We start from the raw sequence: 22,659 nt of genomic DNA on the forward strand, positions 1-22,659 counted from the left end.
CTTTCTTAAAATCTAAAGTAAATGAATGGGTTGAACGTACTTGCAACGACATATGAAATCGAAACGGCAAACAAAATCAACACACCAGCGACGCGAATGAAACCAACCGATTGGCGGATCATCGCCGTCGATCCATCCACTTCATGGCGCAATAGTTGAGCGACCAACCATTTTGGAATCGGAGTGGCTGCGATCATCGCAATTAAAATCACCGCACCATATTGAACGAGATAGAACTGCGCGGCTGTATCAATCAATGGTGTATCATTCAAAGCAAACATCGTCTGTAAATAATCGATTGCGTACGGGAAATTATCCGCTCTAAAGAACACCCAACCGATGACAACAACGAATAAAGTAAAAATATGAGCCAAAGCCGAAGGAATTCGTGCCAACCATTTCCCAAGAAATGCTCGCTCCAACATGATGAAGATTCCATAGTAGGCTCCCCATGCGACAAATGTCCAACTAGCTCCGTGCCAAACGCCGGTTAATGTCCATACGATGGCTAGGTTGCGATATGTTTTCCATGGGCCGGAACGATTTCCCCCCAACGGAATGTATACATAGTCTCGGAACCAACTTCCGAGAGAGATGTGCCATCTTCTCCAAAACTCTGAAACCGACTTTGAGATATAAGGATAATTGAAGTTTTCAAGGAAATGGAAACCGAACATTCTTCCAAGACCAATTGCCATATCCGAGTAACCCGAGAAGTCAAAATAAATTTGTAGAGAGTAGGCGATAATTCCAATCCACGCCAATGTTGTAGAAATCTCATCGGCAGGACTATTGAATACTTGATCTGCTACATAACCACAGCTGTTCGCTAAAATCATTTTTTTCCCGAGACCAATTACGAAACGCTGAACACCTGATACAAAATCATCAAGTGTTTCACGGCGATCATTAATTTCATCTGCTACCGTTTGATAGCGGACGATCGGTCCAGCAATCAATTGTGGGAAAAGTGCAATATAGAGTGCCAAATCAAACGGGTTCTTTTGTACTTTCCCATCTTGACGATACACGTCGATGACATAGCTCATCGCCTGGAAAGTGAAGAAAGAAATCCCGATTGGTAGTGGAATCTCTGGGTCATTTAAATTGAGTCCGAACAGTGAATTGGTGTTTTCAACAAAGAAACTAGCGTATTTGAAGACGCCCAACATCGCAATGTTAGACAACACCATCGCCACCATTGTGGTTTTTAGTCGTTTTGCGTCATAGCGATATTTGTCTACCCACAGACCATACATATAGTTCATCGCTATCGAGACGAGCATGATGATGACAAATCGCGGTTCGCCCCAAGCGTAAAAGAACAAACTAGCCAAAAGCAAAATCATGTTCTTTAAAAAACGAGGAGAGATAAAGTACAGGCCGAGGACAATCGGCAAGAAATAAAACAAGAACACCGAAGAACTAAATAGCATGTGCGTCTCCCTCCTCCTCATCCGCTTCTAACGATTCGTCCGCATATACAGTAAGCCAGACGTCATTCATCAAAATGAATGGATCTTCGTAAGATGAATCGGTTAAATAGAACTTAAAGGCAAGCTTGAAGAACTCGGCACCTTTTTCCAACTCAATGTCTTCTCGAAACGAGAACGTTTCGCTCTTTACATTGTACTTTTTCTTCAAGTTCACAATCCGTTTCGTCTTGTTGTACTGCATATAATAAATTTCGATGCGCGTTCCAATCGGAAGATGCGCTTCGAAGCTGCCTTCCACGAGTAAACGATTGGCATCCATCAATTTTGCGTCAGGACGATAAATTTTACTCGGTGGTACGTCAAATTTTTGATCAAACATCTGAACGTACAACGAGGAAGATGCCTCGTAGTCGCGAAAACTGACTTTTGTCCGGTATTGCTCTTCCGTCAAATGCATCAAATCCTTATCTCCCATCGGAAAATAATGATAGATAGCCGGACGGATATATCGTTTACGAATCATCATAGTGATTACTCCTTCATGAGAGGACTTATTTATTGAAGTGCGTCAAAATCGCATCGACAATACGTGCAGATGCATGTCCATCTCCGTATGGGTTTGAAGCACGAGACATTTCTTCATGTTTCGACGAATCAGATAATAACTCGTCTGCCAAACCGAAGATTGTTTCTTCATCTGTGCCTGCGAGCTTGAGTGTACCAGCCGCGACACCTTCTGGACGTTCTGTCGTATCACGTAATACGAGAACAGGTACACCAAGAGACGGCGCCTCTTCTTGTACACCACCTGAATCAGTTAAAATCAAGTGTGATTTTGCTGCAAAGTTGTGGAAATCGAACACGTCAAGCGGTTCGATCAGTTGCACGCGATCTAAATCGTGAAGAATTTCGTTTGCCAGTTCGCGAACTACAGGGTTCATATGAACCGGATAGACCACTTCGATATCGTCATACTTTTCGATCAAGCGTCGGACAGCTCGGAACATGTTCCGCATTGGCTCTCCAAGATTTTCACGACGATGTGCCGTCAGTAAGACGAGGCGATTCCCTTTTGCAGTGATTTCGTCTAGAATCGGGTTCGAATATGAATCATTGACAGTTGTGTTCAATGCATCAATTGCCGTATTTCCCGTGACATAAATCGTATCTTCCTGTTTTCCTTCAGCAATCAAGTTCCCTGCTGAAACATCCGTTGGAGCGAAATGCAAGTTAGCAAGAACACCAGTCAACTGACGATTCGCTTCTTCAGGAAACGGCGAGTATAAGTTATGGGTACGTAATCCGGCTTCCACATGTCCGACTGCTGTTTGATTATAAAAAGCAGCAAGTGATGTTGCAAATGTGGTAGTCGTATCTCCATGGACAAGAACGATGTCGGGTTTCGCTTCCTTGATGACGTCATCCATCCCATGTAACACACGTGTCGTCACATCAAATAAAGTCTGTTTATCTTTCATGATATCAAGATCATAGTCTGGCTTTATTTTAAATAAGTTTAAAACTTGATCGAGCATTTGTCGATGCTGGGCCGTGACGACAACAATCGGTTCTACACCATCACGTTGTTTTAATTCAAGCACGAGTGGTGCCATTTTAATTGCCTCGGGGCGTGTACCGAATACGGTCATTACCTTAATCATCCCGTCATCTCCTTTTTCTGTTTCAATCGTGGAAGAACGATTGTCTCACCTAAGTCTTTTGATTCAACGACAGTGGTACGTTGCTCTAACTTATTTTCCTTATAAAGATGCTGTTGTGCTTTCGTCAATTGACGATACCATTTGAGAAATTTATTATACTCTCCCACAATTTCCTCTACCGGACCATATTCACGAATTTCTCCGTATTCAAGCCACAACGCTTGCGTACAAAACTGTTTAATTTGCGATACGGAATGACTGATAAAGAAAATAGTCTTCCCTTGCTCTTTAAATTCATTCATTTTTGTTAAACATTTATCTGTGAAAGTCTGGTCACCGACGGATAACGCTTCATCGATTACAAGAATATCAGGATTAATGTTGATCGAGATTGCAAATCCCAAGCGCGACTTCATACCACTCGAATAGGTCTTGACAGGCTGATGAATGAATTCACCGATATCTGCAAAATCGATGATAGAAGGTGTCAACTCTACGATTTGCTCTTTTGTCATGCCCAACATGAGCCCCTTCAATTCGATATTTTCCATGCCAGTCAATTGACCATTCAAGCCAGAAGAAATTGCAATCAGAGCGGTTTTCCCATGCAGTGTAATTTTCCCGTGTGTCGGAGGCATCACATCTGCTAGCAAGTTCGACATGGTCGATTTTCCCGATCCGTTGATTCCAATGATTCCGACGACTTCGCCAGCCGGCACCTCAAAACTGACATTTCGAAGTGCATAAAATTGTTTGCCATTCGTTTTCCCAGTGAAAATTTCTTTTAATTTATCACTTTGTTTTCGATAGAGGGTATAACGTTTAGACACATTTTCAAATTTCACTTGTGAAGCCATATCGCACCCTCCTTAAATGTAGTCGATAAAGTATCGACGGAAACGCATGTGGACATTCGAACCAACGAAGAAGAGGATGAACACGATTGCCCAGTAATAAATGCCCCATTCCCAGTTCTCTACAATCCAATTCGTTCCGAGGAACATCGAACGGTACCCTTCTACGAGATAGTAGAGTGGATTCAGTTGCAACACTTGTTGAACCCAGCCGGACGGCAACCAAAAAATTGGTGTCAAGTAGAGCATCATCCGCATGACCGACATGAGTAAGTTCTGCAAGTCACGAATAATAGTCGTCAAAGCCGAAGTCAGAAGCGCAAGAGAATAAAGCAAAGCAATCGCACTAATTAACAAATAAATAATCCACAATGTGTGCCATCCTGGATAATATCCAAAGAATGCGAGCAACACAAAACTGACGAGAATCATACCGAAATGACGGTACAATAATGACAATAGGACATATGCAGGAATGGTGCTGAGTGGAAAACTCATTTTAGAAACGAGCCCGATTCGCGAATACACGGAACGGGCTGTTGTCGTAATGGCTGGGCTAATAAAGAACCACACAATAATACCACTCACAAGCCATGGTAAAAAAGGCACACCGTCAATATCTCTTCCCTCACGGATTCCAAAACCAAATACGAACCAGTACACAGAAATTTGTAAAATCGGCGTTACGAGTTCCCACAGGAAACCAAGGTATTGCATCGAATACATACTCTTCGTTTCATACATAGAGAGTCTCAATATTAAATAGAGACTCTCCCGAATTTCAGAATATATTTGTTTAGGAGCTTTTAACATAAGCTTACCTCTCAGACAGTGAGATTAGCCTTCTTCACAAAAGAATAGAGGTTGCCGTAATTAACGACGTCAACTTGTTCATCTTGGTCGGCTTTAATAATATTTCGTGTATCGAAAATCATTGGGCGATTCATTGCCTTATTCAATTCTGCGAAATCTAGTTCTTTAAACTCATTGTGATCAACAAGGACGAGAACGAGATCGGCGTCCTGTAATGCTTCCTCTTTTGAAACAAGACCGAAGTGTTTCGATGATGACACCTCAACGTGTGGATCATGGACTGCAACGTTCATGCCTTGTTCAAGCATCATCTCAACGATTTCAACAGCTGGACTTTCGCGCATGTCATCAACGTTTCCTTTATAAGTCACGCCGAACGCAGCAATTTTCGCATCTTTCGCATTACCAACGAGTTTCTGTACATTTTCTACAACGTACGCTGGCATCGACACGTTTGTGTCACGTGACAATTTGATGATTTTCGCAAGTTCTGGTTGTTTTGCCACGATGAAGTATGGATCAACCGCAAGACAGTGACCACCGACTCCAGGACCTGGACTATGAAGGTTGACACGCGGATGTTTGTTTGCCATTTCAATAACATCAAGTACATTGATATCAAGTGCGTTACAAACTTTTGCAAGTTCGTTCGCAAGCGCAATGTTTACATCACGGAATGTGTTTTCCATCAATTTAGACATTTCAGCTGTCTTTGCATCCGTTTTGATGATTTCACCTTCAACGAATGTACCGTAAACACGTGCTCCAGCTTCTGCGCAGGCAGGTGTCAATCCACCGACGATTCGGTTGTTGTGCACGAGTTCATGCAAGATTTGACCTGGGAGGACGCGCTCTGGACAATGAACGAGGTAGATATCTTCACCGACAACAAACCCTGCTTCTTCAACAAGTGGCTTCACGAAATCATCCATTGTACGTGGCGCAATTGTTGATTCAACGATAATGACGCTTCCTTTTTCTACATATGGGAGTACACGTTTCGTTGCATCCAATACATACGTCAAATCACACGATTTGTGCTCATCATCGTTATTTGGTGTTGGAACAGCAATGATAAAAGCATCTGCTTTTTCAGGTTCCATTGACGCACGGAATTTACCATTCTCAACGACCGACTTCACCACATCGCCGAGGCCCGGCTCTTCAATGTGAATTTCTCCACGGTTCAACTTGTCAACGACCGACTGATGAATGTCCACTCCAACAACGTCTACTCCGTATTGTGCAAAAACCGCTGATGTCGGGAGTCCAATATATCCTAATCCAATAGTACAAACTTTCATTGTAGTTACCTCCAAAGTACTGGTCATTTTTAATCCATCATTACTTATTTATTGATTATCACGTTTTACCTTAAAAACAATAGCAATTATACTCCGCACCTATTATAGAAGCAACTACAAATTCATAACAAAGTCATGTCCACCTTGTCACAAAGTCGACTCATCGTCTGCGGCGTAATTTGCGGCGTAACTCCCAATATTTGCGTGTTACTTTCGTCAATTTCGACTTATTCAATGCTTCATATCGTGGCGCGATCTCAGAAAGTTCTTTGGCCATATGTTGTGAGAGTGACGACAATGTTTCATATCGCTTTAGCAACTCGTCATAGTGATAGAAGATCAAATCTTTTTCTGCTTCTAATGTCGCATTGACTTCTTTCAATTGTTGATTTTCACGTTGCAACGTTAATTGGTCTTTATATTCTGTCATTTTACTCGTTCCTCCATCCTCATTGCTCAGGTCCAAATTGTCTGGCTAATTGTTTTAAGTCGTTTTTCTCATACAATTCGACAAATGTGGCTACCTTTTCATTTTTCAATGTCTCTGGGTGGAACAACTCATAAATTTTATACAAGATGGCAACGTTGTACTCAAAATCTTTTAAGTTACTTCGTTTCAAGTGACGTAAATACCAAAGTTCGAAGAAGACTTCAAAGCGGTGGCTGTTGAACGCATCAAGGACTTGCTCTTCCTTAAACACTTTCGCCCGTGCTTCTTCACGCAAGAGACACTTGTCAAAGTACTTCGTCGTGATGGCGTTGACAGTCGACCCGCTCACCGCGGCGTAATAATCGTGAATCACTTTGTTCACTAGCAATACTTTGTTCGCTTTTAACATCATCTCAGTGAAGAACAATGAATCTTGACCAACGGCACCGACGACTTGTTCAAGGTTGTGTGCTTCAATGAACGATTTACGAATCACCATCGCCTGGATACTTTGTACGCTGAAATGATGATCAAGTAAATATTGGCGCGGGTTCTCAAGAAGAAGCTGATCTTGTTGATATGATTTCGGCAACATGATTGGTGATTCTTTTTCTGCTAGTTTTTTCATATGTCCAGTCGCAAAATCAAGCTCCGGATCTTGTTCCATCAATTGATAGAGGAACGCATAACCATCTTCTGTCGCTTCATTGTCCGGATCGAGAAAGACAATGTAATCCGTGGTCGACATCTCGACTCCTTTGTTGCGAGGGCGTGATGCACTACCACTGCCGCCCATCTCGTAAAGATACGTAGAAACGTTGTCGAATTTTTTCTCGATTTGACGAATTTGACGAAGCGTTTCGATATCAGATGAGCCATCATCGACAATGATGATTTCCATATCATTGAACATCGAGCTGCGCTTCAAACTCAAGAAGCACTTATTGTATAAATACTTCCCGTTATTATAAACAGGAATAATCACCGTCATTTTGTAGTCGTTACGAATCTGTTGTTCGACTTCTTCTTGCTCAATCCGTCGTTCCAAATTGAAGCGGTCGATTGCGTAACCTTCTAGCTCATGGTCTTTCACGCTTCCTGTGATGACCTCATACGGGACAGATTCCGTCCAGTAAAGAGTCGTATATCGGCTTGTAAATGAATCTGTATACACGTGTTCGTTTCCTTCATTCCACTCATGACCTTCTTTGTACACGATTTGAGTGATGAAATCGACATCAGTATATTTAAATCCGTTCACTAAATCTTCTAAATAGTAAGGTCCGTAAGCGAACTGGTCATTGAAATATGTGACCATGTCATAGGCAGTGATTAATTCCGGAGAAACATCTTCTTCACGAACAAATGTCTTATTCGAGTAAGATTGGTTCTCAAAATCTTGTTGAACCGTTGCATTTTGACCGCTCCCGACAACAAGTACAGACTTTTCAAGTGTCGGCACTTCATGACCGAGCGCACGCATAATGGTTTGAAGACGATGATATACCGTATGCTGCGACATGACGTTGCGTACGCCATGCATCTGATGCTCATATCGTTCGTCTGCCGTAAACATTGACATAACCGCTTCCGCATCAGCCTCGTTTGTCGCAATAAAGATATTCGGAAAATAGTTATTGACGGCCACGCTATAGTTCGACAAAATCAAGTTCCCTAAGGCTTGCGATTCGTATACACGACGCGCGCACATCGTTGGGCTGTACTTGATACTGTTGACGTTTAATACCCAATCATAGCTCTTACTCAATTTTTGTAATTCAACGTAGTCTACACTTGGCGCAACATATGGTGCGAATTCTTCTGGGAAGTGATAGCGCGGATCATTGAGTGAGTAGTTTCGGTCCACGATATCGAGTCGCTTATCCGCCAATAGCACTCCATTTAGCAGCTTCATGATATCATCCGTACGTTCACTGTATTTTTCCATCCAGCTACCGGCAAACAAAGCACCGTCAATTTTCTCGATGGAACGAGTGCCAATTGGGTTGTGAAGCTTCGGGTTCACTCCAAATTCAAGCACTCCAATGCGATCATGACCACAATCGAGTCGATACTCAGAAACCTTCCCTTCATCTCCAGTGAAAATCACATCACTGCGCTGGGCAATCCCGATAAAGCGGGAGTAGTTGCTCGGATCTTCTGTGGACTGCATCACGACTGGAATGTTGAGAGATTTCGCTTGGTCAATGATTTGATAAAGCGCTTCACGTTTTTCCGAATCTGGATTCGAAATTCCGCGCCACTCATCTTCATATAATCCTTTCCACGATGTTAGAATAAGAAAGAAATCAATCGGCTGCGAAAAGACCTCATCTGCATTTGTCGGTGTGACATAATGAAGGTTCATCGCATCTTTATAAAATTCGTACATAAATTCCGAACAAACAATCGCTACATTTGGTTTAGCTAACCCTTTGTAGTACCGTGAACCGTTACTCTCACCGATAAGTGTCATGGATTGTTTGAATTGGGTAATATAGTGACGATTACTTGCATCGTGATATTTTTGAACAATCTCTAATTTTTTGGGTGCGCGTGCTTTTCGTTTTTTAAACTGGTCTAACGAATAGTCAAGTCGCGGTAGTCGTTTAATACGTTTCAATGATTCAGAATCTAAGTGGCTAGTTGCTTTCACTCGGCGCGTTTCACCTTGTGCCCAAGCCACATGTTCTGTCAAATCGTTGAGAATTTTTTTATAATTCATTTGCCTAATAATTCTCCTTTTACGTCACACTCATTTTTTTTGCATTACCTTTCGTATCGTAGCAAATTTTATACACTGAAGCAAATTTTCTCAGATGAAACAGGAGGTCCATCATGAAAGACACAGACACAACTCATGAACTTCGCTCCTTACGTCATACAATCGACGACTTACTGATTTTACAGCACAAAACAGACAACGAACGATTGCAACAACAGCTTGAAAATGAACGACTGCAACAAAACTTGACGAAACATCGGCGTGTCATCCGCAACTTACGTCGCCAGCTCGCTACACAGCAGACGAAAGAGTCATATCTTACTGCAGCGCTAGAAGCAGCACTCTCACAATTAGAAAGGATGAGACACGATGACTGACATAATTAACCAACTCCAACGTTCTCGAAAACGTCCATTTGGTGTCAGTGTCATTTTGCCCGCTTTTGAAAGCCATCAACAGATCGCTCATGTCTTAGACAGTCTAATCGAACAAACACTCAACCGTTCCTTATTTGAGATTATTCTCGTTGTCAACGGTGAAGATGATGGCACACTCGCCATCGCCTTCACCTATGAGGCGCTCCCATTGCATATCGAGTATGTGTCAGTTGCCTCCGCTAGCCATGCGCGAAACGTAGGTCTCTCTAAAGCATCGTTTCAATTTTTGACATTTGTCGATGCGGACGACACGTTATCTCCGAGCTACCTCGAAGATTTATTGACGCATTCTTCGTTACTCGGAATCACCATCGCCCATTTGACGGACATATCTCCAGATGGATCGATAGCCATGAGCCCAATCGAGCAAGACATTCGTCAAATTCAAAGAGAGGAACGGCCTAGTTTTGACATGGCACTCAGTCGACTTCACCGTGTCTTGACTATGACAACGTGCAAGCTCATTCCGACCGAATCCGCGATAACAGTCGCTTTCCAACATCACTTACGAAGTGCTGAGGATATTGTGTATTTCGCTTCGTTATATACGAAGACATCGTTCGAGATTCGAATTGCTCCAGAGTCTGCGATATACTTTCGACATGTCCGACCGAATTCCGTGTCTCGTCGGCGCTTGACGTATTCATTTGCCGTCATTGAACGATTAATGGTCATCCAAGAGCTGTATTCACTCATGCCGGCGGCTTCTCCCGCCGTGGCAACGATGATTCGTAAAAAAATTACGGCGCAGTGGAGGCTACTAGAAAGATACGCACAAGACTATCCGTCTGACAAACACCAGTTGTTGCGGGAAGTGTCCAAGATTCGTGTGCCTGACAGCGAACGGGATGACTATCATGATTGGATTTACAAGGTCCAGTCAATTGATCGCGAAATCGAGTAGCCGCGGCGCAAAACGCTCAATCAATCGTTTCTGCACCTCCCCCTGCGATTGCGCCTCCTTCGAAACGCTCAGCAGTTGCTTCAAGATATGACGAGAATTGATTAAAATGAAGGAATCATGCGCGAGATCACTCTCGAGTAATAACGAAGCGTGCCAAGTACCCATCCGATGCTCCCAATAATATAAATCGTATGGGTCATAATTAAGATGATCGGATAATTTCGCTTGATCGATGAAGCGTTGAGACAACTCAAGTACCGTCTCGTCCTTCACCGCCGTACGAGAGAATGTTCGGGCAATCCCTTCAGCAGATAATTCATCCGGCAACGAGAACGCTTGACGGTAATAACGTCGACCGACTTCGTACCCGTTCGATCGTATGTGTAAATAATTTGATTCAAAATGCTCAACATAACGCCATGCGACTTCAAAGGAATGACGTCGGATCGTCACCTTGCGAAGGAGCGACATGAAGTTTTTTTCATCCTCATTTTTACCAAAGTCACCCCGGATATGAAGCTTCACGTGGGGTAATTGAAACGTTCGAGCAATCTCAATTGCCACGTTTAAATCGGTTTGGAGCGAGCGGACAGATGCCTGTGAATACGTGAAGTATTGATGTCGAGGCTGACAACGGAGCAACGCCAGCGTGGACCGACTATCTAGACCCGCTGTAATCGGCACAAGTAAACGCTGCTTGATTTGCTCTAACAGACAACGTACGGCCCGATCAATGGATTCGACTGCCTCATCAACCGTAATGTCTTCATGCGGATGTCGAGGAAAAATTCTGTGCCAAACGAATGTTTTCAAATCCATCGCCTGATTCGGGGTCAGCATGAAAATCTCCCGATCTGGCGTGAAATGTCCCGGAATCATATTGCTCGTCACTTTCCGTTTCAATACCGATGACACGTCCTCAAACGGTTCCTTCTTTCCCGTCACTGCTCGTATGAGATGATAGTGAGAACCAAGGCATCGGCTGCTCACTGAATAAAACAAACTTCTCATTCCAAGTGCATCTTGTGTTACTTGTAAGTTGCCATCTAGCCGGTAAAAGAAGAGATAGCGACCAGCAAGATCATCTAATACGTCCAGTACCGCCTTCTCATCCGAACGGTATGCTTGGCGTAACGTCTCCCCAATCGACTCCCCTCGTATATGCCAAGCGGTACCCAAAAGAAATACGTCCGAATCGACAATTGTCTGGAAGGCGAGATTCGGGTCGTGAGCAAGTATGTGATCACCCATGTCTTCTATTATCCAATGTGACAATGATTCGGGAATTGAAAAAGGAGCCGCTCCTTTTTCATAAACCAGATAACCAAGTCTGTACATAAACAATGTATCTACCGGTCTCATTCGTTGAGCGCCTCCTTTCATTTTATTTAGTTTTAGTTTACTTGAATTTCAGCCGTATGTCCGTTCGCCAGCGTATATTGGATAACCCGTCCTTCCGAGCTTTCCACCCAATTCACGGATTGAACACGGTCGTCCGGCGTTTTGCCTAAGTGTAACAACGTCACATATTCACCCGACTTGATGACTTTGCGTGTAATAAGCTGTTTACGCTCGAACCACGTGTAATCCGCATACGAAACGTGACTATCACCAACAGTCAACGTCCCTTGCGTCGATGTCGGGAGCTGAATCATGTGAAGTGTCCGACCGTCGGTATGCGTAGCCACCACTTGATCCGTCGTCTGCTCCACAATCGAGAAGCCAGGGGCTAAGTGGAATCGCTGTAAAAAGGCATTTTGTTTATTTGACGTTAATTGGTCTTGTACCAAGAACGTTTGCAACGTGTCATACCAAACGGAACGTTTGTGGGTCGTGCCCGTCATGAGCTGATGTTGACCCGATGTAAAGAACTGACCGTTCGGGAGTTGCTTCGCTTCCGTTATGCCACTCTTCCCTACTTTATCTACGGTTACCGGGAAGTCCTCTCCTTCGATATGAATCGAGTTATGGGCCTCCCCTTTGAAGACGCCATAACGCTCAAAGGCACGAGCATAACCATATCGTCCCGTCTCAACGATGTAATCATCTCCGAATCCGTAAAGGTCGATACTCAAATCGTCAAAATGTTTATGTGGCATCCCGTGGAAGCCGGCCGTCATCGCAAAGTTGACTGCTTGATTAAACGGTGCTTCTTCTCCCCAGTGCTGACGGAAGAAGACATATTGGTCATCTTGGCGAATGATGCGTTCGGTAGGACGTTGCCCTTGAGTCCCTCCCGTTACGCTATACAACAGTTCGGGGTAATTCTGAATATACGGGAACGAGCTCGATTTCATCACCTCTGCATACGTATCGCCAAATTGAACGAATTTCAAATTCGGCTTCAACATGTACGCCATGAACTTCGGCATCTCACGAACGCGACGTTTCGATTCTTCGTCGAGCGCATATCCATTTGCTTCTGTCCAATCAATCATGCCAATCAATGTTTGATAAAGATACAGTTGGTAGCTTGGCGAGTGCTCTAAGTGAAGACCGGTCGGGCTGATGCCGTGATCAATTTGTGCAGCGAAACGCTCGTTGGCGATTCGCTTCCACTCTGCGGATCGGTCCATCTCCGGGAACGTTTCCGCAATCATAAGTAGCGCCATGTCTTGGAAGATTCCATGATTATTTTTCGAGCGGTAGAAACTTTGTTCGGCTAATAGGTTCCCATGTTCATACATCATGCGCAACAATTGTGAATGGAATTCAGGGTCATTATTCTCTTTTGAGAAACGATACTCGTTCCAATAATTTACGAAGGCAATCATGCGAAGTGCGGCGCCGTGATCGTTATACGCCCACTTATATACCGACTTGTAACGTTCGATCGGGAATTTAGGATCCCAACTTTTAATCATCTCACGTCCATACGCCAAATAACGATCGTCCGGGTTATGCGTATAAGCGTTAGTCAACGTATCAAGCATATAGAACCCATGAATTTGGAACGGGAATGAGTTCGATGACGAGAACGGGATTTGATTGACCCAATTAAATGTACTTACATCTTTCACTGTAAGTTTTCCAGGTGGGGCTGGAACCGTCCATAAGCCGCCAATCGTTTCTTCTGCCCGCGCTACCGTATTCGATGTATTATTCGAACGATCAAAATAAGGAGCATGTTTTTGACGCTGTGTTGAGAAGTGATACGAGATAAATGGTGCGAGTTGTTTATCCTGCAAGTCTTCCTTTGTTATATTGCGTAATACAACTTTTGTATTTGACGACTCGATGTATACGCGAGAAGCTCCGGATACAACCTCAAAATAACGTCCGCTAATGCGGTATGGTCGAAACGTCTTGTTTTTACTAACGACACCGCTTTCTGTCAATTTACCGTTTTTCCATGTGTAAACCGGCGCGCTCTTTGTCACTTGTACAAAGACATGCGCTGGACGTTTCGGAGCAGGAGGCGTTACTGGATTCGTTGGCTTCACACTGGTACGAAGCTTAAAATCACTCGACTTTATGTAGTATTTTTTACCACTACGTTGAACCTGCTCATACCCACCACTTTTACGCAAATGGATGAATGTCATATTTTTCGAGGCCTTAGCAACAGGTGTTAATTTTTTGTTTTTGAATTGATATAAATCAGTCAGTTTCGTCGTCACCCCAATAATCGGTTCCGCAGCACTGGCTGGTTTACTGGTCAATGTACTCGTAATGAGTAAAACACATAATGCTAACGCCATACTAACTCGCCCTGCAACATAAATAACTCGTTTCATTTATCTGAATCCCTTCACTCTCAATTTTTCCACACTTTTTAAACAATAAATGGGTTTACTGTTTTTATCAAACATTTAAGCTTCATTTTGTATATTCTATCCTGATACCACAAAAATCGTCATGCAAGTTATATTTTACAAAATAAAAAGCCCCTTAGAAAGGAGCTTTTTGAAAAATAGGTGAACTATTAAGGAGTTTTCTTGTCGACGATACGTCCTTCTACTTTAGGAGTGACTTCTCCAAGACTTACGAGATAATCACGGAAGTTTTCCCAATCGGAGAGACCGAGATCGGTGACGCGCCCTTCCTTGTATGCTTTTTCAAGCGTAGTGAAGCCGTCTCCGCCTTTCGCTGTGTAGGCGTTTGTAGCGACTTTATATGTCTTCGCAGGATCGAGTGCGACAAATGCGCCCGATTCATTGATTTCTACTTTGGTGACACGTGAACCGGCAGGAAGCGAGCTGTCGTACTCAAAACGCATTCCGGCAACTGAAAGGAAGGCACCAAGTTCAGCTGGCGCATTTGAAACAGAGCGCTCAAGAACCTCTTTTACTTCTTGACCTGAAAGTGAGACAGTCGCTAACGTATTTCCAAACGGCAACGTTGTGATGACTTCCCCTACTGTGATTGGTCCGGCATTGATTGCCGCACGGATACCACCACCGTTTGTAAAGGCGACAGCAACTTGTGAATCCAATTGCTTCGCTTTTGCCAACATACCGTCCGCAATCAAGTTCCCGATGCCCGTCTCTTGTTTCCGTACGAGACGAATGTTATTCGCATCGGCAATCGCTAAGGCTTCTGTCGCATTGGCTCCAATTTCTTCTTGTAAGATCTTATCGATTTGCTCTTTATACGGAGCGATGATTTTCTTCGCTCCAGCATCTTCAGCAAGGTTCGCTTCCAAATCAATCAGCTTACCGAACGGCTTGACGAGAGTCTCGACGCCTTCCATCTCTTCGCGAGCCACGATGAGGTTCCCTTTCTTGTCAAATTCCACCTCGATTGTCCCGAGACGCTTCCCATATTCAGACGCTTGTACGATTGCTGTTGGGGCTGTGTCTTCGTTGACGATGACCGGTTGTTTAAGCTCGTCGTGTGAATGACCTCCGATGATGACATCGAGCCCATCTACGTATTCAGCCAGCAAAAGGTCATTGTCCACTTTCGGATCATCATTGTAACCAAGGTGTGACAGAGCGACGATTTTATTGATACCAGCGTCCTCAAGTTCTTTGACGGCCGCTTTGGCGCTTTCGATGTAGTTCAAGAATTGGACAGATCCCGGGCTCGCAATCGATTCCGTGTCTTCCGTCGTCAATCCGATGAAGCCGATTTTTTGTCCTTTTACTTCTTTCACGTACGTCTTGTAAATTTTACCGCCTTTTGCGTCCTCGGCGATTTGGTTCATATATAGTTTTGAAAGCAACTCATCCTCAGAGAAGTTGATGTTTGATGAGACGATCGGTGTCTTGAGTACTTTTACGAAGTTATGTAGCTCAAGGTTTCCGTCCGCATCTTCCCCTAAATCGAACTCATGGTTACCGAGTGTCATTAAATCGTAGTCCGCATAGTTCATCAATTTCGCATCGACGAGACCTTTATACTCATTAAAGTATAATGTGCCCGAGAAGACGTCCCCCGCATCAAGCAATAACGCGTCCGGATGTTCGGCACGATATTCTTTGATTGCCGTCATTCGTTTCGGGAACATCTCGACGCGTCCGTGCGTATCGTTCGTGTGCATGATATTCAATTTGAACGTCGTCATCGGTTTCACCGTGACTTGGGCTTTGACGGAAATGGTCGTTTTGTTTCGAGTAAACGTCCCATTCATCATCTGGACGCCCTCTTTCGACGTGTCGACCGATCCCCATTTCACATCGACAAAATATGTACCCCCATTTGCGAACGTTGCCTTGAGGCGTGCCGGGAGTGCAGCCGTTTCTCCTTTTTCGACATCGACTTTAATCATCGAATTGATAAACTTGACTGGATAGTTGTCTACCGTGACTTTGATGACAACCGGTTTTTTCGATTTGACAGTGAATCCTTTCAAGACTTGTGGCTGATTAATGAGCTTTGCGTTAAATCCTGATTTGTACCAACGAATCGGTTCAGACTTATACGTTTTTGGCAGAACCAATTTCCCTCCATAAGCGTAAGTCGATCCCAAGTCGATTGTAGCCGCCCTCACCTGACTCGCTTCTACGTTGACCGGTGCCAACGGCGTGAGCGTTGATACCAAAAGTGCTGCTCCGAGCGAAGTCGTCATCCATTTTTTGTTCATCATTTTGCCTCCCCGTAATTTATGCTTACTCATCCAATATAGCACAACCTTTTTGTGATTTTTTAAATTTTTAGTATTTTTTACGAAAGCGCTTACATATTTAGAATAGTATCCATCTAATCCTCCAGTTTCTCCCGTTCTATAGAAAAAAAGTCTGGTCCGCGTATCGCGGACCAGAGTCATTCATCGTACCGTGATCGAATACGATTGGGAGATATAATATGGAGACTTCATTTTCACGGTGAGCTTCGTGCCGCCCCGTTGTTTCGGAATTGGCAATGAGAACTCCCCTTTACTATTGATTCGTACAATCGGACTGATAGATTTCTGACCGCTGAACACCTGTAACGTGGCGTACTTTTTCCCCGTGCCTCTGATTGATGTGGATTGAGAGGATACCGCTCGAAAAGCCGGACGCTCTAGCACTCCGTAGACGGTTCGAGTGATGGGAAGAGACGGGTTGCGCGCACGGTCGCGGGCGACGACCGTGACGGTCGAACCGACCTGCAATCCTGACGTCTCCATCCGGTACGTTCCGTTCGAGGCGTTTCGGCGATACGTCTTGCCTCGATAATGAATATCGATTTCACTTCCAATTTCAGCCTTACCTGTGATGACGCTGCTTTGGTTTGTCAATGTGCCAAGTGTCGGACGAGCAGGCGGATTAATATCACGGAGCATCGAATAGTCGTTAGCTGTGAAGTTCATCGCCTCACTTGAAATGCGACCATATCCATAGAGAAAGTCTTTTCCTGGATCGCCTAAGTCGACCGCGGTTGCTTTTAGTCGAGCATACACCATACCCGGTGATAATCTCGGTTCTTTTGAGACGAGTAGAGCAGCCATACCCGATACAATTGGTGTGGCCATTGAGGTGCCGCTCATAAACCCGTATCGACCGTTCGGCAACGTTGAGTAGATTTCTTCACCTGGAGCTACGACATCAATCGTAGATCCATAATTTGAAAAATCAGTAATAAAATCATCCATTGTTACCGCACCTACAGATAATACATCTTTGTAAGCTGCTGGGTACATCGCTTCTTCTGTATCATCATTTCCTGCCGCACCAATCAACACCACTCCTTGCGCACGAGCATCTCGTAACGTCGCCTCTAAGGCATTATTTCGATCGTATGTACCAAAGCTCATATTGATCACCTTGGCTCCGTTTGCGACAGCGTGTTGAATTCCTTTAATCAAATGGGAAATTTCGGCGTCCTCACCTATGAAAATATCAATCGGCATCAGCTTGACCGCTGGTGCCACTCCGACTACACCTCGATTGTCAAATAGGGCTCCGATCGTTCCTGCCACATGCGTCCCATGGACACCTTTGTCCACGATGGTCGGAACGTCCCGCGTCGCATCGTATGGCGCAACGAGCTTCCCTTGGAACTCTGGGTGCGTCAAATCAATTCCGTCATCGATGACCGCTACCGTCACACCCTCTCCTCGATCTGCCGACCATAGTGGCGAAATTCCGAGTCGTGCGATGTAAGGTTGATGACGGCTAATAATACCTTGCCGTTCAATCACTGCATTGTCTGATACGTCAATGACCCCTTCTCTCGTTTCAACTCGCTCCTCAAACGAAGCGCTTGAAGATTCGTTGGGCATCGGGATTGATACGATGACACGGTCTAGACCCTCGTATAAAATTTCTTCACCCGGAATCGGTTTATCCATCTCGCGTTCCACAATGAGTTCTTCCGCTGAAGCGCTCGTTCCCCAACTGAGACAAATCAGCATAGCGAGTAATAATTTCTTCAATTTAAGTCCTCCGTTCAACTTCTGATTTACAATTCTTTCATTTTTTTCTCATAAAGACAGTATAAACTTCTGATAACTGATTATCATCTTTTTCAAATAAATAATATGGAATAGAGGTAAACGTTCATAATAACCAGAAATCCTTTTTATTACTTTTAAAAATTAACAGTGTTTTGTTTTTGAAAAAAATAGAAATATCTATTTTATTGTTTATACTACTCAAGGTACGTATCACGTACATACAAATCAATAGAATGAATTCATTGTAAGGAGAGAACGAATGAAGAAACAAATGATAGTACTGTACGCCAGTATAATCGGGTCCTTATTGCTTTCCCCACCCATTAGCGAAGCGACAGCAAAAGAAACAGCAAATCAGAAAGCTTCACCCTCTTTTCACACTTACTCTTGGCTCAATCATAAAGAGATTCGCATCGGTGGAAAGACTTATACCTTACCCAAGCGTGATCAACAGTTCTTACTTCAAAATAAACAAGCACTCCAACGTGCCAAGTTAGCTGTTGTCGAATCAAAGTCTGGGAAAACAATGGAAATCATAGGCTTGGAACTGAACATGTCCGGCAAAAGCTCGACTCGAACGGTCAAGCTCGATGGTATGGGGCGTACGTTCAAAGGAGAAATCCGTATAAATGCAAAAAACATAAAGTTAGAAGACATCGAACAAGTCAATCGAGTCATTTTGACGAAACAGGCAACAGCCACGACACAACTTATGGACGTCAACGCCACAACACTTATACAACAAACGACGAAACATGATGTCACGCAACCTGTCGCATCATCGACAAATATCGTCTTGAACGAAAGCAGTGTCCAATACCTTGACATACTGCAACCACAGACACGTCTCTACGTACGAGATGAGAGCAGGGCATCACACGTCCGCCTGTTCGCCGATGCGGAGATTCGATCTTCCGCCAATGCCGGGATGATGACGACGCTATTGACAGGTCACAAGGTGAACACATTGAAGGTTTATGCGACAGTCAACCGATTCGCCAACTTGTCACACGAACTCGAATTGGCTGGCAAAAGTACGATTAGAAAAATCGAGATGACCTCAGACCGGGGACGATTGACCTCGACGATGACTGGAACGATTGATGAACTGATCACCCATGGCGCAACGACGAGTCTAACATTTAAAGGGCCGCTTGACGTGAAACAATTGACCGTGTTCGGAAATGCAACTTTATCTTCCGAACAATTAATTCAACGGATGACGTCCCATCACGGTGGAGCAACGTTAATCCTCAACGCACCGATCGGGACTTTTCAGTTAAAAAACCAGGCCGCAGTCACGCTCGGTAACGAAGCAAACATCGATCGCTTCCGGACCGAGGCCGACCTCATCCTAAACGGAAGCGGCAGCATTCGGCAGCTCGAGGCCACTGCATTGGCAGGGTCTTTGAAATTGAATGCGCCGATTACTGAACTCATCGTCCGCCACAACGAGAAGCAGGCGATGACCATCTCGGGCACATCATCGATCTCGAGCGTGCTGCTCGACGGCAGTTCACCGGTGACGATCGACATCACGGCTATCGGTTCAATCGAAGGCTCCTCGACGAATACGAGCACGGTCGACTTAGGTCAAACGGAAGTCGACGTGATCACCCTCCCCGGAGATCAAGTGATCACGAAAAGACCCGAGACCGAACCAACACCTCCGCTCGTCGTACCAAGCCCGGCTACGCCACCGAAGACGACTCGCGAACAGCTGATTTGGATCTTACAACATTCGACAGGTGACTATACCATCATGGACGACGTCTCCATCGGCGGATTTGAGACGAAAAGGGATACGTATATCGAAATCGCTGAAGGTGTCACGTTGACGATTGACGATATCATTTCAGGGAGTCATCGCATCCAATTTTTCGGAAACGGGACACTTCGTCTCGAAGATCCGAGTTATCTGTCTAGTCCGATTGTCAGTTATTCGAATACGATCAAATTTGACGGTTTTGCCCCGGAAGGCGTCTTCGGCATCGATGCTGAGTCTTCCATCTTTAAGGAAATCGATCATCTACAAAGCGCATTAGCGAATCCTTATCTCACACATATTTATTTCGATGGTCAACAAGAATTAAACGAACCACTTGCGATTAATCGTCCGGTTCACGTGACGGGACGTCAAGGCGCGTCCCTTCATTCGAAAGACAATTCACTCCATCACTTAATCGAAGTCGAAAATGTCGACGGTCACGTCACACTCGAACAGTTCGACATGGAGAACAGAACGGGAGGCGGTCTCAGCATCCGGCGCGTTGACTCGGCGACCGTACAACAGATTCGTTCTCAAAATAATTTGAAAGAAGCCTTCTTTTTCGAAAACGTAGGCGTGACAGCGCAAGGTATAAGTTCAAGTGGCAATGGATCGGGTAGTATCCGTCTTGAGACGAGCCATGATGAGCACGCTCGTCCAACCTCGCTCGCCTTACATGACAGCGCCCTCCTCGATGAGAAGGTCATCTTTTCAACCACGCCAAATGACGTCACCGTCCAAACCCCGGACTGGCTGGAACGAAAAGAGGGGGCGACCGATACATATTGGACATATAAACCCGGTATATATAGCATCGGACGCCAAACCACCGAACCGATGACGTCACTGCAAGCGGCCGTCGATCAGGTCGAAATCATCGGACGTATCCTCATCAGCGGGGGACAGACACTCGACGCGACAGTGAATATCCTTCACGCGGATCCGCAATACCCACAATCATATACTCTTATCGGAATGAACGGTGGAACGCTCGAAGCAGGTCCGAATTTCCAAGGTGACGAGTTACTGAACATTTCTGCCAACATGATTTCCTTGAAAAACCTTGTCGTGCAAGGCGCACCCGGCCATGGGCTCGTCTATGACGGTGTCTTTGATGGCACGTTGAACAACGTGACTGTCCGCAACAACGGGGTCGGTGGCATCTTCCTTCGCAGCGGGCAACTGAGCGCGTATGGTCTGAACACGTCCGGAAACGGAACATACGGTGTCAGGGTCGACAGAAACGACACAACGAAACGTCGTGCTTATTTCATATTCAACAACGGACACATCACTGAAAATGTTGCCGTCATCAGCGAACAGAGCGTGGCGGCTGGCCATGATTTTGTCGACGTCCAGTCACACGACCCCGCCCTCATCCGGCAAGAGAACGGTACCATCATAACTTGGGTCCAACCTAACCAATAGGCCCATCATGAAATGAGGAAATCTGATGAAATATGTACGCCTGTTACTCATCTTCGCCCTTTGCGGTGCTCTGTTCACCCCAATGTCGGGTGAGGCCGCTACCGCATCCTACATCACGACACAACAAGTGGAGTTGAAACAAAAACGTTCAGCTAAATCGAAGACATTGATTTCTATTTCAGATGCAACGTCTGTATCATTTGTGAAGAGATATGGGTCTTGGACCCACATTAAATACCGTGGCAAATCCGGATATGTGGCGTCTTCCGCGGTCGTCCGCATGCCGAGTAAAAAGCAAGTGCTCTACACGATCGACACGATCGATTTACGTGAAAAGCGAGTAACGAACAGTAAGAAGAAGTTGACGCTCCAAATTGATACGCCGGTCACCGTCATCAAATCGTTCGGCTCCTGGACCCAGGTGATGACGGGTCGTCAAACTGGGTATGTCCCGTCCAAGTTTCTGTCACCACTTTTGCCACTGAAGCCATTTCCGTCCTTGACGATGCGCCCGGGCAACGAGATTTTCTCGATAGCGTCCAAGGCGGCGAGTGTCTGGTCAGACCGGACCCGATTGTTTGAACTTGAAGATCGCTACGTTGGAACGAGTACGCTTCTCTACCATTCAAAAGATTTGAAGGGAGCAGTCGTGTACTTGGGCTTCTCGAAGAACAAGCAAGTTCTCCAAGACGTCCATTACAGCTACATCGATTGGATTCGAGAAGACACCTACTCGCTCAAACAAAAGACGATTCAGAATACGTCCCACGTCATGCAGGTGACGGCGGATGCCATCTTCGGGAAGGGAACGAAAGCTTCTGAGGCATACATGGCGCTTCTGACAAGGGAACGTGAAGCATTCCTCGCCTATCGCGAAGCGGAGCGCATCCATGGTTGGAACGTCGTACACGAAAAACACTTCACGGAACGAATCGGAACAACGACGGTTCACGTCCATGTGTTGTTCAACAATATCTCGCTCACCTTTAGCGAATGACAAAATGGTACGCCCTTGCAAAGGGTGTGCCATTTTTTCACTTATAATGGTTGTTATGCGGTTTTCGCACCTCGCCAACC

Annotated in this window: 15 protein-coding genes and 1 pseudogene; 4 read left to right on the forward strand and 12 right to left on the reverse strand. The window is 44.9% G+C overall.

Annotated features, from left to right (window positions below; all coding sequences use genetic code 11):
* Positions 1-5: 5 nt before the first annotated feature.
* The 8 genes and pseudogenes from KNO65_RS04580 to KNO65_RS04615 all read right to left on the reverse strand — a co-directional run bounded on the left by KNO65_RS04580 (position 6) and on the right by KNO65_RS04615 (position 9,223).
* Positions 6-1,436, reverse strand: coding sequence for an MBOAT family O-acyltransferase (locus tag KNO65_RS04580; RefSeq protein ID WP_214781908.1), 1,431 nt, complete (start codon positions 1,434-1,436; stop codon positions 6-8).
* Positions 1,426-1,962, reverse strand: coding sequence for a hypothetical protein (locus tag KNO65_RS04585; protein WP_214781911.1), 537 nt, complete (start codon positions 1,960-1,962; stop codon positions 1,426-1,428). The genes KNO65_RS04580 and KNO65_RS04585 overlap by 11 nt, the downstream gene beginning before the upstream one ends.
* A gap of 25 nt (positions 1,963-1,987) precedes the next feature.
* Positions 1,988-3,097 carry a non-hydrolyzing UDP-N-acetylglucosamine 2-epimerase gene (wecB, locus tag KNO65_RS04590; protein ID WP_211782392.1) on the reverse strand — a complete coding sequence of 370 codons (1,110 nt, stop codon included), beginning with the start codon at positions 3,095-3,097 and terminating at the stop codon, positions 1,988-1,990.
* 80 nt (positions 3,098-3,177) lie between these two features.
* Positions 3,178-3,954 (reverse strand): annotated as a pseudogene (tagH, locus tag KNO65_RS04595) (teichoic acids export ABC transporter ATP-binding subunit TagH); the annotation flags it as partial.
* Positions 3,955-3,966: 12 nt separating this feature from the next.
* Positions 3,967-4,764, reverse strand: coding sequence for an ABC transporter permease (locus KNO65_RS04600; RefSeq protein WP_211782390.1), 798 nt, complete (start codon positions 4,762-4,764; stop codon positions 3,967-3,969).
* An 11-nt stretch (positions 4,765-4,775) separates the two neighbouring features.
* Complete coding sequence (locus tag KNO65_RS04605) at positions 4,776-6,068, reverse strand: nucleotide sugar dehydrogenase (protein WP_211782389.1); 1,293 nt, start codon at positions 6,066-6,068, stop codon at positions 4,776-4,778.
* Between the two features lie 160 nt (positions 6,069-6,228).
* Positions 6,229-6,498 (reverse strand): hypothetical protein, encoded by a 270-nt coding sequence (locus KNO65_RS04610; protein WP_214781913.1) that lies wholly within the window; start codon positions 6,496-6,498, stop codon positions 6,229-6,231.
* Positions 6,499-6,517: 19 nt separating this feature from the next.
* Positions 6,518-9,223 carry a glycosyltransferase gene (locus KNO65_RS04615; protein ID WP_214781920.1) on the reverse strand — a complete coding sequence of 902 codons (2,706 nt, stop codon included), beginning with the start codon at positions 9,221-9,223 and terminating at the stop codon, positions 6,518-6,520.
* 113 nt (positions 9,224-9,336) lie between these two features.
* Here KNO65_RS04615 and KNO65_RS04620 point away from each other — a divergent pair, with 113 nt between their 5' ends.
* Both KNO65_RS04620 and KNO65_RS04625 read left to right on the forward strand, forming a co-directional pair.
* A complete protein-coding gene (locus KNO65_RS04620) occupies positions 9,337-9,600 on the forward strand; it encodes a hypothetical protein (RefSeq protein WP_214781922.1) in 264 nt (87 codons plus the stop codon).
* Positions 9,593-10,564: a glycosyltransferase family 2 protein gene (locus KNO65_RS04625; protein WP_214781924.1), complete on the forward strand. Its 972-nt coding sequence runs from the start codon at positions 9,593-9,595 to the stop codon at positions 10,562-10,564. Before KNO65_RS04620 ends, KNO65_RS04625 begins: the two co-directional genes overlap by 8 nt.
* Here the strand turns inward: KNO65_RS04625 and KNO65_RS04630 are convergent.
* From KNO65_RS04630 to KNO65_RS04645, 4 genes are all read right to left on the reverse strand, one after another.
* Complete coding sequence (locus tag KNO65_RS04630) at positions 10,541-11,926, reverse strand: hypothetical protein (RefSeq protein ID WP_214781926.1); 1,386 nt, start codon at positions 11,924-11,926, stop codon at positions 10,541-10,543. The two genes, KNO65_RS04625 and KNO65_RS04630, sit on opposite strands and share 24 nt — an antisense overlap.
* 32 nt (positions 11,927-11,958) lie before the next feature.
* Positions 11,959-14,265, reverse strand: a complete 2,307-nt coding sequence (locus KNO65_RS04635) for a heparinase II/III family protein (protein ID WP_214781933.1) — start codon at positions 14,263-14,265, stop codon at positions 11,959-11,961.
* 224 nt (positions 14,266-14,489) lie between these two features.
* A complete protein-coding gene (locus KNO65_RS04640) occupies positions 14,490-16,592 on the reverse strand; it encodes a 5'-nucleotidase C-terminal domain-containing protein (RefSeq protein ID WP_251131639.1) in 2,103 nt (700 codons plus the stop codon).
* Positions 16,593-16,775: 183 nt separating this feature from the next.
* Positions 16,776-18,365 carry a S8 family peptidase gene (locus KNO65_RS04645; RefSeq protein ID WP_214781937.1) on the reverse strand — a complete coding sequence of 530 codons (1,590 nt, stop codon included), beginning with the start codon at positions 18,363-18,365 and terminating at the stop codon, positions 16,776-16,778.
* A gap of 280 nt (positions 18,366-18,645) precedes the next feature.
* Here KNO65_RS04645 and KNO65_RS04650 point away from each other — a divergent pair, with 280 nt between their 5' ends.
* Together KNO65_RS04650 and KNO65_RS04655 are read left to right on the forward strand one after the other, a co-directional pair.
* Complete coding sequence (locus KNO65_RS04650) at positions 18,646-21,582, forward strand: hypothetical protein (protein WP_214781939.1); 2,937 nt, start codon at positions 18,646-18,648, stop codon at positions 21,580-21,582.
* Between the two features lie 25 nt (positions 21,583-21,607).
* Entirely contained in the window at positions 21,608-22,579 is a 972-nt protein-coding gene (locus KNO65_RS04655; protein ID WP_214781941.1) for an SH3 domain-containing protein, read from the forward strand.
* Positions 22,580-22,659: the final 80 nt, after the last annotated feature.

This window comes from Exiguobacterium sp. S3 (genome assembly GCF_018617295.1).
GTDB classification, from domain to species: Bacteria; Bacillota; Bacilli; order Exiguobacteriales; family Exiguobacteriaceae; genus Exiguobacterium; species Exiguobacterium profundum.